At 59.0% G+C, this 15,836-nt stretch carries 11 protein-coding genes; 7 read left to right on the top strand and 4 right to left on the bottom strand.

Going from position 1 to position 15,836, the window contains the following annotated elements; all coding sequences use genetic code 11:
• Positions 1-10: 10 nt before the first annotated feature.
• On the bottom strand, positions 11-1,090 hold the full coding sequence (locus tag ACM42_RS08815) for a 2OG-Fe(II) oxygenase family protein (protein WP_271527563.1): 1,080 nt from the start codon (positions 1,088-1,090) through the stop codon (positions 11-13).
• A 784-nt stretch (positions 1,091-1,874) separates the two neighbouring features.
• Between ACM42_RS08815 and ACM42_RS08810 the strand changes: the two genes are divergently transcribed.
• The 5 genes from ACM42_RS08810 to ACM42_RS08790 all read left to right on the top strand — a co-directional run bounded on the left by ACM42_RS08810 (position 1,875) and on the right by ACM42_RS08790 (position 10,737).
• The gene (locus tag ACM42_RS08810; RefSeq protein ID WP_271527562.1) at positions 1,875-2,903 is read left to right on the top strand and encodes a glycosyltransferase family 2 protein; all 1,029 of its coding nucleotides are present in this window, start codon (positions 1,875-1,877) and stop codon (positions 2,901-2,903) included.
• 573 nt (positions 2,904-3,476) lie between these two features.
• Complete coding sequence (locus ACM42_RS08805; protein WP_271527561.1) at positions 3,477-5,906, top strand: Ig-like domain-containing protein; 2,430 nt, start codon at positions 3,477-3,479, stop codon at positions 5,904-5,906.
• 276 nt (positions 5,907-6,182) lie between these two features.
• The gene (locus ACM42_RS08800) at positions 6,183-7,940 is read left to right on the top strand and encodes a type I secretion system permease/ATPase (protein ID WP_442868913.1); all 1,758 of its coding nucleotides are present in this window, start codon (positions 6,183-6,185) and stop codon (positions 7,938-7,940) included.
• Entirely contained in the window at positions 7,937-9,250 is a 1,314-nt protein-coding gene (locus ACM42_RS08795) for an HlyD family type I secretion periplasmic adaptor subunit (RefSeq protein WP_271527559.1), read from the top strand. Before ACM42_RS08800 ends, ACM42_RS08795 begins: the two co-directional genes overlap by 4 nt.
• Positions 9,251-10,122: 872 nt before the next feature.
• Positions 10,123-10,737 carry a transglutaminase-like cysteine peptidase gene (locus ACM42_RS08790; RefSeq protein WP_271527558.1) on the top strand — a complete coding sequence of 205 codons (615 nt, stop codon included), beginning with the start codon at positions 10,123-10,125 and terminating at the stop codon, positions 10,735-10,737.
• Positions 10,738-10,785: 48 nt separating this feature from the next.
• On the opposite strand, the gene ACM42_RS08785 is transcribed toward ACM42_RS08790, so the two are convergent.
• On the bottom strand, positions 10,786-11,787 hold the full coding sequence (locus tag ACM42_RS08785) for a methionyl-tRNA formyltransferase (protein WP_271527557.1): 1,002 nt from the start codon (positions 11,785-11,787) through the stop codon (positions 10,786-10,788).
• An 8-nt stretch (positions 11,788-11,795) separates the two neighbouring features.
• Complete coding sequence (locus ACM42_RS08780) at positions 11,796-12,752, bottom strand: hypothetical protein (protein WP_271527556.1); 957 nt, start codon at positions 12,750-12,752, stop codon at positions 11,796-11,798.
• Positions 12,753-13,378: 626 nt separating this feature from the next.
• Between ACM42_RS08780 and ACM42_RS08775 the strand changes: the two genes are divergently transcribed.
• On the top strand, positions 13,379-13,606 hold the full coding sequence (locus ACM42_RS08775; RefSeq protein ID WP_271527555.1) for a hypothetical protein: 228 nt from the start codon (positions 13,379-13,381) through the stop codon (positions 13,604-13,606).
• Between the two features lie 53 nt (positions 13,607-13,659).
• Here the strand turns inward: ACM42_RS08775 and ACM42_RS08770 are convergent, their stop codons facing one another.
• Positions 13,660-13,998, bottom strand: a complete 339-nt coding sequence (locus tag ACM42_RS08770; RefSeq protein ID WP_271527554.1) for an H-NS histone family protein — start codon at positions 13,996-13,998, stop codon at positions 13,660-13,662.
• 966 nt (positions 13,999-14,964) lie between these two features.
• Between ACM42_RS08770 and ACM42_RS08765 the strand changes: the two genes are divergently transcribed.
• Positions 14,965-15,663: a LuxR C-terminal-related transcriptional regulator gene (locus ACM42_RS08765; protein ID WP_271527553.1), complete on the top strand. Its 699-nt coding sequence runs from the start codon at positions 14,965-14,967 to the stop codon at positions 15,661-15,663.
• Positions 15,664-15,836 lie beyond the last annotated feature (173 nt).

Raw genomic sequence — 15,836 nt, 5'->3', positions numbered from 1 at the left:
TCCGATATATTCACATTTGGCGATCATCGCTCTTTTCAGAGTGGCACTGGGCTCGCCAACGGTCGAGTTTTGCCGACGACTCGACGCGCATCTTCTCTCCCTCCTCGTCGTACAAGAACGACAGAAAAGCGTAGCGACGATTGCTCGAAACGGGCGTGACCTCGTGCAATAACGAGCATGAAAATACGATGGCCTCGCCTATCGCTGCACGGTAAGTCTTGCGGCCATATTCCGGGAAGACCAGATCGCCACCGTCATAGCCGTCGTTGAGGTTAATGGTCAGCGCGAACCGGCGATGCGCAGCGATCGCTACAGTATTGTCTCGGTGTGGCCGGAAATATCCCCCGGTCTTCGCATCGTAACATCCAACGAGCCAACGCTCGATGCGTGTGGTTCTGAATTGGAAGGCACGGAAAACCAAAGGCAACAGGCGGGTTGCCAGCAGCTCTCTGCAACGTATGACCGTCGCCTCGTCCGCTATGTAGTAGTCCAGGCGCTTGCGGAATTCCGGATTGAAGTGTTTGAGGGCCTCGCCTTTGCGCTCGATGGCACCGATCTCGCGGCCGCCCGCTTCGTCGTAAAGATTGATCAGGCGCTCGCACAATGGACGGTCGAAAATCTGCGGCACGATCAGCACCGGTGCATTGCCCTCCCAATCGTTGTTCGACAGGAGCAATGTCAGCGTCGAGTGGATGTGGGCGAAAAAGACGCTGGGATCGTTCAGCGTTACGACGTCAATGACCTGCATTGCCGGGCTAAGGATGAACGCTACCGGTTGGACCGGCGGGGTCAGTCCGTATCGCTGTATGCCGTCGCCCTGCCGATCCCAAAGATAGAGATGCCCCGCACGACTTTGCAGGGCGCTTTCACTGAAATCCTCGCGGCGGTTGCTCACTGCGACGCAGAGCGCGCGATCTCCGTCGAAAAGCGGGCAGCGTTCTATCTCGGCCAAGGCTTCGCTGACGGGCGGGGCTGCTTGGCCGAAGAACAAGAGCACGAGATAGCGGCCACCAAGTTCATCGAAGTGAACCATCTCGCCGGCATCTTTCGCGGCCAGGAACCAAGGCGCAGGTTCACCGATGCCGAGCACTATCCGCCCCCCAAGCATGACGTCCCAATCTGTCGGATAGCTGCGGAATTGCACAGAGAGTGGTCATTATTCCGGTTCCTGAAGTTCGTCGGGCGGATCGCGTTCGCCCCGGTCGTGAGCCGCGAACACCTAGAGCACGTGCCGGCTCCGGCACTTGCGGAGCGGCCGAAGTGATGTTCGCGAATATGGCTCTTGCAAGGCGAGCGCGGCGAGTGATTGGGAATAAGAGCGTACTATACTATGAAATACAGTATGCATTGCGCGAGTTAACCGGAATATCGGTGACGAAATGCGTTCGCTATTTTTGCATAATTGCACTGACGCGGGATAGTCAGGCAGCAAGCGGGAAGTCTAGCCAGCTGGCATTTGGTCGGATAGAAGCCAAAGCGATCACTCGCTGGCTGCCGCATTCGGAAGTTCGTATCCGTCGAAGAATCGGCAATCCGAAGGGGGCGGCACCTGCTTCGATCGCGATCCATGTCGGACCAACCTAGGGCCTTATTCCCGGTGTCTAAATGGCGACGGCTGTTTTTTTGCGTTGCTATAGGTAGATTCGGCAAATAAGATTATTTATCGAAATGTCGGGCTGGTGTCGCAGGGGGCGGGCATCGACACAGAGCCGGGTCCGCGTGAACGGATCGGGTTTCTCCGACGCAAGGGGCTCGGACAAGAGGCGGCCGTCTTCATCAGGGGCCGGGGTCTCGTCGGAGGCCTCGTTCAGATATGCTCCGGCCTTTAGGTGGTGGCCGTCGTTCGTCAGTGTCGACATAAGGTGTCTGGGGCTATGCCGACCGCCAGCGTCAAACTTGCCGTCATCATCGTCTCATACTGCAATGTCGATGATGTGGATCGTTGCTTGAAGTCGCTCGGTCGTTCGGATTGGGATCACTTTGAGGTCTTCATTTGTGAGAATGGCGGGGAAGCAGCCTACGGGAAATTGTTGACTGCGCTCGTGGGGGCGGATCGAACGTTGCAACGAGCTTCGGATGGAGCGAGTGCACTTGATCGGCCACACAAGCGACTTGCCTCAGTGACGAAATGTCGATTTCAGAACAGTGCGATTGTCGTACGACTAGGGCTCGCAACCGAGAACCTCGGCTACGGAGGCGGTGTCAACGCCTGGCTCGAGCCACTACTCGGCGTCCTCGGCTGGGATTCAGTGCTTGTCCTCAATCCTGATACCGAGGTGGAGCGCCGGAGCCTGTCTGAATTGATTGCCAAGTCTGCTGAGGGATTCGGCATGGTTGGTGGAAGCCTGGTCTTCGACAGCGCCCCAGACAAGATCATCAACTACGGACTGCATTGGTCCCGCACAACGGGAAGGGTCATCGCCATAGGAAGGAACGCGCCAGTGGGGAGCGCGCCATCATCCGATGACCTTGCCAGGATTGACGCGATAAGCGGCGCGTGTGTTCTGGCAACGCGATCGTTCGTCGAAGACGTCGGTCTCATGGCCGAGGACTATTTCCTCTATATGGAAGATCTGGATTGGGGGCGCCGGCGGGGAAAGTACCGCATCGGCTTCGCGAGCAAAGCCCTCATTCGCCATGTTGGAGGAACGACCATCGGCTCGGCTGTTGCCCCCGAGAAGCGCTCACATCTCTCGATCTATCTGTCTGCCCGCAACAGCATTCTCTTCGCTCGACGCTTTGCGGGATGGCGTTGGATCTGCCATTTCGGAGTCGGGCTGCTGTTTGCCGCCCGATATGTGCTCAAAGGCTCCTTGTCGGCCGGAAGGATCGCTCTCGCGGGTTTGCTGGACGGTGCCAAAGGCAAGACAGGTCGGCCCGATGTCGCACCCCGGCCACATTAGCTCGGTTGACCTGCAATCCCACTCGAGTCCTGAGCTCGAGCCAGATATGGCGGTCGCGCCCGATGCCGACATCCTCCGAATTCGTCCGGCGCCAATCGCACCTAACGGGACGATAATTGTCTATTTAGATGGGTAAATAACCCGCTCAATAAGTATATAGTTTCCGGGCGCGCGGCGGGATTATCTGAAGCTTATTTAATCGTGCTGCTTTGCGGGAAGCGTCAGTTCTCGTTGAGCTGCATCTTGCGGCGAATCGCGGCATGAACGAGATTGGGGAGCGCAACCTAGTATTCCTTCGTATGTGTGGTTTTCCTGTCGCGTACGCCTCCTGTGCGAAAACCTGAATGTGCTAAAGAAATTCGCGCTGCATTAAATTCGCGCGGAGTGACTTTGGCCAGGCAGCTAAGAAATCACCTCGGGTGGGCCGTCATGTCGTCGCAAAAAAGCCTCTGCCCGTCGACTAAAGAGGGTCCAACGGCGCTGCCCAGCAGCGTCGCGTTTAGGGGTATCGTCGCTCGGGTGATCGGAATTGGGCGCGTGCCAAGGGACAATTAATCCAGGAGAAAACACTAGATGGCAGCCATTCCTCTTAGCTGGAATGACCCGATGTTTAGCGGCACTACTGAGCCGAGTTCGACCTACCTTCAAGACGGTGCGACGCTTTCGAATGCAAGCGTTACCGACGACAGCGGCGATGCGGCCGTTGCCGGCGTGGGCTCGTTCACGCTCGATCACGTCCGTATTGACGCAAGAGAAGGCGTCCGCATTGCGGGTAGCGGCGACATAAACATCAATAATACGTATATCGAAACGCTGGGAGTTGGAGCCGATCACGCCGACGGGATTCAGATCTATGATCCAGGCGGGAGCGGGAATGTCACGATCTCAAATACGGCAATTGTCTCCCACAACACCAGTTCTGCAACCGCGGGGATGTTCATAGCGGATGGTTACAGCGGACACTTCACCTTCAATAATGTGATGTTCGAAGGCGGTCCGTACGGCCTGCGCATTGCCGCGGATGCAGGAGCTGGCCACGACGATTACGTCGCCCTCAAGGATGTGTATTTCGTGGGACCGTTCCAGTATGATGCGTTTCTCTTTCAGGAGGTCAACGCGAACATACACATCACGCAGTGGGAAAACGTTCGCTACGCGACTATCGAGAATGGTGTGCTCGTTCCGGGCGCGCTGATCCCGTCGCCTTTCCCGGTGGAAGGGGGGGCGTCTTTGCCAACTCCGCCGACATCCACCGCACCGGGAGCCCCCGTTATCGCATCGTTCTCCGACGACACGGGTGTCGCCAACGACAAGATAACCAGCGACAATGCTATCGAGCTGAAGGGCACCGCCGCGGCCAACGCCACGGTCAAGATTTACGACGGCTCGACACAGATCGGTTCGACCAAGGCGGATGCGTCCGGCAGCTGGGACTACATCACCAAGGTCCTGACGGACGCCAAGCATACGCTCACTGCAACGGCTACCAACTCGTCGGGGCAGACCAGTGTGGCGTCGGCTGCCTTGGCAATCACGGTCGACACCAAGGCGCCGGCTACGCCGACAATGGCCACACATACGGTGAACAGCGCCAATCAGGTGGTGATGTCGGGCAATGCCGAAGCGAGCAGCGTCGTAAAGGTGTTCGACGGCACGACCCAGATCGGGACGGCGACGGCGAACAGTAGCGGTGTGTGGGCCTATACGTCCGCCGCCCTTGCGGCCGGTGCGCACAACCTTACGGCGAAGGCAACGGACGCGGCAGGCAACACCAGCGCGGCGTCCACCGTGTTCACGGCCACCATCAGCACCACGGCCCCAACCACTCCGACCTCGCCAACCACACCGACGTCGCCAACTGCTGGTAAGGTAATCGAGTCGGCTGGTGCGACAACTCTCGTTGAGAACAACGACAAATTCTATCTCAACGGCAGCAGCGGATCGGGCCCCACGCTCAAGAATCGCGGCGTGGACTTTGTCGACGGGTCAGATCACACTTGGGCGCCGATTGGTGCGGAGAAGACAGCGACGGGTTATCAGGTCGTCTGGAAGGAGGCGAGCACCGGTCAGTACACGGCCTGGAACACCGATAGCAACGGCAACTACCTTTCCCACGTGGCCCTGACCGGCTCTGGGTCGGGCGGCACCGTGTCAGGTACGAGCTCTGCCCTTAAATCGCTGGAGACGACCTTTCATCAGGATCTCAACGGCGACGGGCAGATCGGTGGGTCCAGTGCTTCCACACCGACTTCGCCAACCTCGCCGACCTCGCCGACTGCCGGTAAGGTAATCGAGTCGGCTGGTGCGACAACTCTCGTTGAGAACAACGACAAATTCTATCTCAACGGCAGCAGCGGATCGGGCCCCACGCTCAAGAATCACGGCGTGGACTTTGTCGACGGGTCAGATCACACCTGGGCGCCGATTGGTGCGGAGAAGACTGCGACGGGCTATCAGGTCGTCTGGAAGGAGGGGAGCACGGGTCAGTACACGGCCTGGAACACCGACAGCAACGGTAACTACGTTTCCCACGTGGCCCTGACCGGCTCTGGGTCGGGCGGCACCGTGTCAGGTACGAGCTCTGCCCTTAAATCGCTGGAGACGACCTTTCATCAGGATCTCAACGGCGACGGGCAGATCGGTGCTTCCACCGCAGCTACGTCGTCCACGAGCACCGCTCAGGTCGTCGCGACTTCGAGCTCGACGGGCGGTAACACACAGGCGAGCACTTCAGGCAATGACGTCCTCGTTGGCACCAGCAAGGCCGACACTTTCTCGTTTGCGGCTAATTTTGGCAACGATGTCATCAAGGGCTTCACTGCCAGCGGACCTGCTCACGACACGATCGAGTTCAGCAAGGGTGTGTTCGACAGTTTTGCGAGCGTTCTCTCCCACGCGGCCCAATCCGGCCAGGACGTCGTCATCGCAACGGGGAGCGACACCCTCACGCTGAAGAACACCAAGCTCGATTCTTTGAGCAGCCACGACTTCCACTTCGCGTAGGAGCCAAGCCAACCACACAGGCTAGTATTCAACAGCTGCCTCGGGGGATCACTTGAGGGATCCCCCGACACAGGCGTGATTTAAAGGGCGGGTGTCATGACTGACGTTGGACGGCGGGGGGTGATGCCCCCGCTCGCAAGTTTTTGTCGAGTTCCACTTAATGTGCATTTGTCAGGACTATGGTCGGCCGGACGGCAGTGGGCCGGCAGCGCCGAATTGCCGACGCCGCGACTAGTCGGCTGGGCAAGGCGTTTGGTTGAAGCCCTTCGGCAACGGATGTTCGCTGGCCAATCCCGGTCGGTGGAGGACTATGAGGAGCCGCAGTCAGAGATGTCGGCTTTCCTGCGGTCTTGCCGCCGGATATTCTGGGCTCTCGCGGCCTTCAGCGGGATGAGCAATCTCCTCATGCTCACCGGCTCGTTTTTCATGCTGCAGGTCTATGATCGGGTACTGCCCGGGCGCAGCATACCGACGCTGATCGCCTTGATGGTTCTGGCCACGGTTCTCTATCTGTTTCAGGGTGGGCTGGATCTCGTCAGGAGCAGGATCAGCACCCGGGTCGGTCGGTTTTTCGATGAAAGGCTCAGCCTTCGCATATTCGACGCGCTTGTTCGCTTGCCTTTGAAGACCAGAGCCGACGGTGATGGCTTGCAGCCGGTGCGCGACCTTGATCAGGTCCGCAGCTTCCTGTCGAGCGGAGGGCCGACGGCGCTCTTCGATCTGCCCTGGATGCCGATCTATCTCGGCGTCTGCTTCCTTTTTCACTTCTGGATTGGTGTCACTGCGCTGGCGGGCGCCTTGATGCTGGTTGGTATCACGATCCTCGCGGAAACACGCACGCGAGGCCCGGCAAAGGCGTCCACACGTCTTGCGGTCTCGCGAACAGCCCTCGCGCTCGAGGGACGGCGCAACGCGGAGGTTCTGCAGGCAATGGGTATGCGGCAGCAGGCCGCCTTGCGTTGGCGCGATGTCAACGCGAAGTACCTCGCGGCCCATGAGCGAGCCAGCGATGTCGCAAGCGGCCTCGGGGGCGTCTCCAAGATCTTCCGAGCGATTCTGCAATCGTTGGTTCTTGCCGTTGGTGCCGTCCTCGTCATCAACCAGGAATCGACGGCCGGCATCATCATCGCCGGGTCGATCCTCACCGCGCGGGCTTTGGCGCCTGTTGAACTGGCCATAGCGAACTGGAAAGGATTCGTCTCTGCGCGGCAATCGGGGCAACGGCTCGATCATTTGCTGAAGCTTCTGCCAAGCGAGCGGGAGCAGCTGGCGTTGCCTCCTCCCGTCGAAAATCTCACCGTCGAGAATCTCTATATCGGCGCCCCAAACTCGGAGAGGCCCACCGTCAGTGACGTGTCGTTCCAATTGCGAAGCGGGCAGGCAGTTGGAATCATCGGTCCAAGCGGATCTGGAAAGTCGACGCTGGCACGGGCGCTGGTTGGGGTGTGGCCGTGCATGCGAGGCCGGATACGGCTGGACAACGCCGCACTCGATCACTGGTCTTCTGACGCCCTTGGCAAGCACATCGGTTACCTGCCTCAGGACGTCGAATTGTTCGACGGCAGCATTGCGATGAACATTGCACGCTTCGATCCGCAAGCAAGGGCCGCCGTTGTTCTGGAGGCCGCGCATGCCGCTGGCGCACACGATCTCATCCTTTCGCTTCCGGACGGCTACAGTACGAAGATCGGCGAGGGAGGATTAGCGCTGTCGGCAGGGCAGCGGCAACGTATCGGGCTGGCACGTGCCTTCTACGGCAAGCCCTTCTTGGTCGTGCTGGACGAGCCCTCCTCCAATCTCGACGCCGAGGGCGAGGAGGCGCTGACCGAGGCGATCCTGAACGTACGCCGCCGTGGCGGGATTGTCGTCGTTGTCGCCCACCGTCCGAAGGCGCTTGAAGGCGTCGATCATGTCTTGTGCCTCGGGGAAGGCAAGGTTCAGTCCTTCGGCAAGAGAGAGGAGGTCCTGAGGAAAGTGTTGCGAACTCCCGTACCGCTCAAGGTGGTCGCGGAAACTCAAGGAGGCAGCCGATGAACGGCGAGGTGGCACCAGCGATGCAGTCCATCCAGCGCTACATGATTGTCGGTATGATCATGTTCGGTCTGGTGACTTTTGGGGTCGGCGGTTGGGCGACAACGAGCCAATTGTCGGGCGCGGTGATCGCTCAGGGCGTGGTCGTGGTGGATTCGAGCGTCAAGAAAGTCCAGCACGCCACTGGTGGGATTGTGGGAGAGTTGCGCGTGCGCCAGGGCGATCGGGTCAATGCAGGCGACGTTTTGATCCGCCTCGACGAGACCCAGACGCTCGCGAATGCAACGATCGTCACCAACAGCATAGATGAGCTGCTGGCGCGGCAGGCTCGTCTCGAGGCCGAGCGCGATGGCTCCGACAAGGTCGAATTTCCCAAGGTGCTGCTCGATCGGGCCAAGGAGCGCAACTCCGAAGCGAGCCGCGCAATTGCCGCGGAGAGGAAGCTGTTTGACCTGCGCCGCCAGGCGAGGAGCGGTCAAAAAGCGCAGTTGCAGGAGAAAAGCACGCAGCTGGAAAACGAGATCACAGGCTATACGGGACAGACCGAGGCCAAGCAGAAGGAAGTCGAGTTCATCCGCCAAGAGCTGGAGGGCGTGCGCAGCCTGTGGCAAAAGAATCTGGTGCCGATCACGCGGCTCAATTCCCTCGAGCGCGACTCCGCCCGCATTGAAGGTGAGCGCAGCCAGCTCGCCGGAATGATTGCTCAGTCGAAGGGCAAGATCTCCGAAATCGGACTCCAGATCATTCAGATCGACCAGGATCTGCGGACGGAGGTCGGCAAGGACCTGATAGAAACTCGCTCGAAACTTGCCGAGCTAGGCGAGCGCAAAACTGCAGCGGTCGATCAGCTCAAGCGGATCGATATCAGGGCACCACAATCCGGCCGCGTCCACGAGCTTAGCGTCCACACGGTCGGGGGTGTAATCTCACCCGGCGAGCAAATCATGCTGATTGTGCCTGACGCAGACTCGCTCGCGGTCGAGGTCAAGATCGCACCACGCGATATTGACCAGGTCTATGTGGGGCAGACCGCGACAATGCGTTTTGCCGCGTTCAACCAGAGGACTACGCCGGAAATCGACGGGGAGGTCAGCATGGTCTCGGCAGATATCACGCAGGATCAGCGCGCCGGCACGAGTTACTACACGGGCCGCGTCCTGCTGAAGCCTGACGAGCTGGCGAAGCTCGGCTCGGCAAAGCTCATGCCAGGCATGCCGGTGGAGGTCTTCATCAAGACCGCAGGTCGGACCGCGCTTTCATACTTGCTCAAGCCGCTGCAGGATCAGGCCGGGCGGGCATTCAAGGAGCGCTGAGCTGGTGCAGGATGGCAGCCGCACTCGACTGCATGTAGTCGGGACTGGCGCCCTTTCCTTGGGCGCTGGTGTTGCGATCAGCTCCTGAAAGTCAGCCGGGCGGCCGCAAGCACCGGGAGCGGGCGTGCTGGTCCAACAAGCGCGCGTCTCAAACCGGACCGGCGTCTGCGGTCTGGTTTGAAGGATTCGCCGCAGCATCCTGGTTATCATTGCTCCGCAAGAGATCCAATGAGACGAACGTGATGAGATCGCCCACCTCCCGGTCAACCTCCGTAAACCGCGCGCCTTTCGACGGATCGACCGCGCGAGATGCTTGTTGCTTCTGGGAAAGACGATGGGCCGCTCAAACGATCGTCTGCTCAGTACGTCCATTCGTTTTGCGTGCAGGCTCATTGCGGCTACGCAGGCGAGTATCGAAGCTTCAGCTCCCAGAATGACGAGTAGCTCGACTGGCATGTGAAGTCGGTCTTGCGCGAGGAAGCTTGTTTGACGATTTGGTCTAAATATTCAGATCGACGATAATATTATAGGAATGACAAATAATCGCCCGCATTGTGCGAAGCGCGGCTTGCGTCGCCCGCGCACAATAACCTAGAACGCGATGACGGTTCATCCTAACCGATTTGCGCTTTATCGTAGGCGGCGCCGATCGAGGTGTCTCGCTCCATTCCCTCCTATTTATTCCGATATTCGTTCTTGCAGGCGCTACTTCGCAACTGTCCTGTCTTTGTTGCGGTCTAATTAAATATTGATTGAGATTTAAAATGAGGCGGATATAGTTAAATAATTATATTAAAGCAGCGTTTTGTGCGGTCAAGCGCATCGGTGCCGCTGGACCCGACACAGTTTGGAGTTCGGAGGGGGATCGGCAGATGCAAGGAACCTCGGGCCCGGTCATTGCGGCAGCCATAGCGATCATGATTGGGAGCATTCATTGGGCGCGAGCGGCATTGCTGGCCATGCCAAGGGTCCCCCAAGCGGATATTGCGCACATCGAGTTGGGCCGCCCGGCACTTCCGCCCCTTACTTACACGATGTTTTGCCTTCGCTATGAGACCGAGTGTCGCCCGCAGCGCTCCTTCCGGGGCGGGCCGATGCGGTTGACCGAGAAGCGATGGGCGGACCTGCGGGAGATCAATCGCACGGTCAATCTAGCGATAGAGCCGGCTCGCAACAAGTTCGGTCTTGTCGGCGAAACGTGGACCATCAACCCCTCGCGTGGTGATTGCAACGATTACGCGGTGAGCAAGCGCCACGAGTTGCTTCGGCGCGGCTGGCCGGCGCGCGTCCTTCTATTGAGCGAAGTCGTCTTGAGTTCCGGTGAGCATCATCTGGTGCTCCTCGTGCGTACCAGGAGCGGCGATCTCGTCCTCGACAATCTCACGCCACAGATCCAGCCCTGGTCGCGAACGCCCTATCGCTGGGTTCGGGTCCAAAGCCCCGGCCGTGACAGACTGTGGGCCATCGTTGGAAGAGAAGGCGTGTGAGGTACTAGGGCTAAAGCCCTGAGCCCTCCGTGGCCAGAACGGTTGCGCTTACTCGAGAGCGCATTTGAGCTGCTCGAGCGAAGCGAGCCTATCTTCAAGCGAGACGATCCGGCGGAGAAGATCTAGGCGCGACAGACCCAGGGTGGCTCGAGTCGATCCGACGACGGAAGCGGCAGCACATGGTCGCTCGGACATGGGGTGAAGAACACTGAACATGCGCAGGACGCCGTCGCCCGTCAGCACATCCACCCAGCCTTCGGAAGGTGACCGCCCTACGATTCGGCCTGGTATGCGGCCGATATAGCTGGGTGCGTCAAGCCGCGGCGACGCGTTGACGATGATGAGCTGCTGCCCATCGAGATGGGTGAAGGCACCGGGAAATGGCGGCGTTAGGCCGCGGATCATACGATCGATGGTAGCGGTGGGCTGCCGCCAGTCTATCTCTCCATCTTCCGGAACACGGGCGCAGCCATAGGAGGCGTGATCGGTATCTTGAGAGGTGCCTTGGTAGCCGGTGATCGCTCGTACAACGACACCACCGAGCTCACGTTCCTGAATCGCGTTAAGGCGATCGTAGAGGGAGGTGACCGTGTCGTTCGCGCCGATCTGGATGGCCTGCTGAAACAGCAGATTTCCGCCATCAAGCTCCGGGACCACCACGTGAATGCTGATCCCGGCGGTCGTCTCGCCATTGATGACTGCCCAATTAACGTTGGCGCGGCCGCGATAATGCGGCAGAAGCGAATAATGTACGTTGAGGAAGCGACACAACGCGAGAATCTGCGGGGGGATGATCCGATCGAAGGATGAGATCACAACAGCCGCCGGACACAACTCTGCGATCGTTTTCCGAAGCTGGTTCAATTTCTGCAGCTCCGCGACGGGGATGCCGTGGGCTTTCGCAAATGCCGCTAACGCGCTCGCCTCGGGCTGGTCCGGCTTTCGGAAGATCTGGACCACACGGCATTGCTCAGCCAGCGAGCGAAGCGCTGCGAAGCCTGTCGGTCCGTCTGCGAGAAGCACGACATCGGGCTGAAGTCGTTCCGTCATGTCACTTCCTACCATGGTACGAGCTGGGCGAAACTGTCCTGTGTAACGGCGCCGCCACGGCGAACCCATTCGGCCGCGCGCAAGCCACCAGTCTGCAATCGTACGATCGGCTCGGGACCAATCTCCGACAGCAGAATGCCCATATGGCCCCGTCCGACAGATTGGGTGGGCCAGACCGCGAGACCATTGGCGGCCAGCACCGCACGATCGATGTCGCCCCAGAACTGTACCACAACGGCGCCGGCGGGGGCGCATGCGGCGAGGTGCGCAGCCTCTGCTTGGTCGACGCGCGGTGTGTCCGCTGGTTGCAAGGCGACAACGAAGGCGTCCCATGCGCCGGGATGGACCGCCGCAACGTTCTTGAACGTCTCGACGTTCGCCCCCAAGCTTGCCAGCCCGGCGTGCAGCGGGGCAAGAAAGTCATTGTCGCAGAGCAGGCCGATTCTGTTGCCGAGGACCGCCAGACCAGAGTCGTGCAACTGCTTCACGGCGAGCGGGCCTAGGAAAGAGAAGACATCGACGGCGGGGTGTCGCTCGTTGACGCCGACCACCGGGATTTTGCGCCGTGCGCACGCCTCGATATCGAGGTCCTCACGACGAAATTCCCAGGCCTCGAACATCAAGGCAATCACAGCATCGCTACGCAGCTGGTCGATCAGTTCAGCCGTAAGAGGACGAAGGTGGCCACTGTTGGTTACGATGTCGACGTTCTGCAGCACCTCAGGACTGATCTTCTCCAGAATCTCGATGCGGTCGGCGATGCCCAGGGGGGCCGCGAGCTCCAAAGTCTCCCGTTTGGCGTCGGACACGGACCCATGGCGACCAGATTTGGTTAACGCGTAGACGTGCTTGGCTCCGGCCATTGCAGCGAGGACGGGAGTCACGGCATAAGCGCCGGTCGCGGCTTCAGTCAGCACTGTCATTCCCGACATATCCAGCCCCGTTTCCGCGACAGCGAGCTTCATCAGCGTTCGCAGTCGAACAGGCGAGAAGCCCGGTCTGTGAAGAGCTCTCGCATCCGCGTCGCCAGGTCGCAATGGTGCGACTGTTGTTCCGGTCACGGTCATTGGTTGGCCCCGTTGTTGCTCTTGGAAAAAGCCGCCTTCAAGATTTTCGACTGGGGCGCTCTGGATATCCCATCGCGTGCTGCCCGGAGTAGGTGTAGAGCGCGCGCGGGTGGTCCCGCCAGCTCATGCACTCGATCGATTGATCTGCGCCGGGTCGCACGGCTACTGACATGTCCGAAGGCCGCAAATTGAGGCTGCCGCGGTAAGCCTTGGGCCAATCCCGATTCAGATAGATGAATGGAGCGGAACGTCGTCATGCAATTCCGCGGCCTTCGATTGCCGCCGCATGTGCCGCACTCATTCCAAGCTCCGGCCCTTGTTTATTGAATGCAATTATTGAATTTTGGGAAATAAATGTCAATTAATTCCGGGAGATTGTGTCCGTGTGACCTGAGCAGTTGTTATGTCTAGCTCAGGCGACCTGGGCACGCTTTGATATGCGGCAATCGGAAGGTGGACAATTTAAAATATTAAAACTAACATACTTAATTGCGCAATATAAGGTGCTACAATGGGATAGGAGGATGTCGATGCCGCACTATGATACAGAGAATGAAGATCGTCGTGACTTCTTGAAAAATTGCGGAAAGTTCGCCGCCGTTACTCCTCCGGTGATGGCCATGTTGCTTTCGACCTCTCTGACCTCCACGGCTATCGCCCGTTCGGGCGGGCGAATTGTGCGGGGCAACAATGGCTACGGCAACGGCGGTAACGATGGTAGTCCCAATGGGAAGGAGGACGGTAGGCGCTGAATTGACGCCTGCGGCCCGACCCCTGACATAGCCGCCTGACGACCGTCGGAGGCTCAGCCGGTCCGGCGGGGCCTTAGTGCGGATTGGCGGTCGATCAGAAGATCATTCAACTTCTTGCCGGCGCGAAGCTGCGCTTTCAGCCATCGGGGCTGTTTGCCGCGGCCTGACCAGGTCTCGGACGGGTTCTTGGGGTTCCGGTACTTTGGCAGCACCGGAGGGTAGGGGCGGCGTGCGTGTTGCTCGTGGCCCCCGGCAGTCCCCTCTAGCCTACGAAGTCGTTCTTCGAGCTTGTCCTTTTCCGCCGTCATTCTGCGGCCAAGGACCGCAGTCACTTCGTCGTACAGTCGCCACAGCTCCACCGTACTGGCGGACGTCCAGTCGTCATTGTTCATTGGAAGCTGTCCCCAACTACTTCCAGCCTCAACGCAGGACGAGGGGAATATCAGGTCGAAGCCCCGTCCGGCAAGCACGATCGGCCGGCGACGAGACACAGAGCTGTCCAACGGTTGTTGGATGCTACCGGGCCGGGTCGGCGGTCCGACAGAGCGGGCGTCTTCGGGCGATTCGCCGACTGGCTCGCCTTCCAAACAGGCGCTGCTCGGCCTTCAATACGCGACTACGCAAGTTCTGTAATTCGGTGAATTGGACGATCAGATTCTGATGAGTTTGACGCAAAATAGCAGAAGAATACATGTGACCACCTACTCATTACCAAAGATCACTTCCGACCCGCTCGGCAAAACTATGCCGGGTGAGGATGCCGATCCATTTCGCTGATCAGCGTTCAACGGGGTCCCGCAATTGCAGCTGTAGCCTTTACCGTTCGAGAAGCGTCTATTTGGCCGCTTCCGTTGAAATCAGACGCAGGAGAAATTGTTGCTCCTCATTTGAGCGGGGCCGATAGGGCCAAAATCGAAAAGATTGCAGCCATTTGTCTTGATAAGCCCCACAGTATACGTCCCTTGCCTCCTCCCGTTGGCATGCCAAACTTTAGGCGAAACTTTGCTAAATGTTAGATTTGAATCGCGATTGTAGCTATATATCGTCGGTAATAACTCGCGGTGGACGCGACCATAATATAGCTGTAATATATCTTTGCGAGAGTTTCTTTGGCACAACTATTCAAAATTGTCCAATGGATCTGTCGCGGTTCAGTCGCTCGAGTGGAGCCCGCATTCATACGGTGCTGCACGCATTTCGAAAGCAAGTTATGATGTCGCGGCCGATAAGTGCCGCAGCGGGTGCCAGGATTTGACTTCGCGTACTGGCTTTGTGGTCAATGTGTGTAACGCGTATCAGTAGCGACGTTGCTGGAAGAAGCCGGCTCCGTGCGGGTTTTGATTCCGGGTAGAGGAAACATGCGCCGCATCAGAATTGTCATCGCGGATCGGCACCCGATCGTCTTGCAAGGGATCAGCAGCCTCCTTTCGACGCAGAGTGATCTTGCGATCGTCGCCTCCTGCGGAAATGCAGCAAGCTGCAGCGAGGCAATACGGCTTCTTGTGCCGGACGTCGCGCTGGTTGATGCTGCGATGCCTAATATAGGTCTGCCCAGCCTTCTTGCTCTCGCAAGCACCGCGAGCCAAGGCACCCGGGTGGTTCTCTTCGCAGATGCGGCTGGCGTTAGCGAGTTGCAAAGCTTGGTGGCGGACGGCTCCTGCCTCGTTCTTGCCAAGGAGACCAAGCCGGAGACGCTGGTCGCGACCCTACGGAAGGTAGCCCAGAGCCAACGCTTGGCGTCACTTTCGGCGAGTCCTGGCGAGCTCGGCGGGGAGTCTCAGGCGGGTGAAAAGAAGTCGCTGACGCAGCTTACTGGCCGCGAGCGGCAGATCATGCGGCTCGTGTCGGAGGGATTATCGAACAAGGAAATCGGGCGTTGCCTGAAAATCACCGATGGTACGATCAAAGTGCACCTTCATCACATTTTCCAGAAGCTAGATATTAGCAACCGGACTGTTCTCGCGGCGCTGGCGATTTCACGGAACGAGGTGCATTTGGAGGCTCGTGAGGTCGGCGCTCCCGGCCTGCTACAGCGCGATCCCGCCAGCGCGAAATGACACGTGTCAGGCGCCCCAGGCCGTGGACTCAAACCTAGCCTATAGGCGAGTGGCAGCAAGCAGGACGGCTGCGAGGAAGTTTCGGGCGGTTTTGTCGTAGCGCGTGACCTTGCCCCTCGGGCTTAATCCAGCTTGAAGTTCGTTCTGGCTCCAACGAGGACCAGAGCATGAAG

This window comes from Bradyrhizobium sp. CCBAU 25338, from assembly GCF_028128965.1.
Lineage (GTDB): Bacteria > Pseudomonadota > Alphaproteobacteria > Rhizobiales > Xanthobacteraceae > Bradyrhizobium > Bradyrhizobium liaoningense.
Note: the sequence above shows the minus strand (reverse complement) of the source record. Positions and strands in the feature narration are given on the sequence as shown.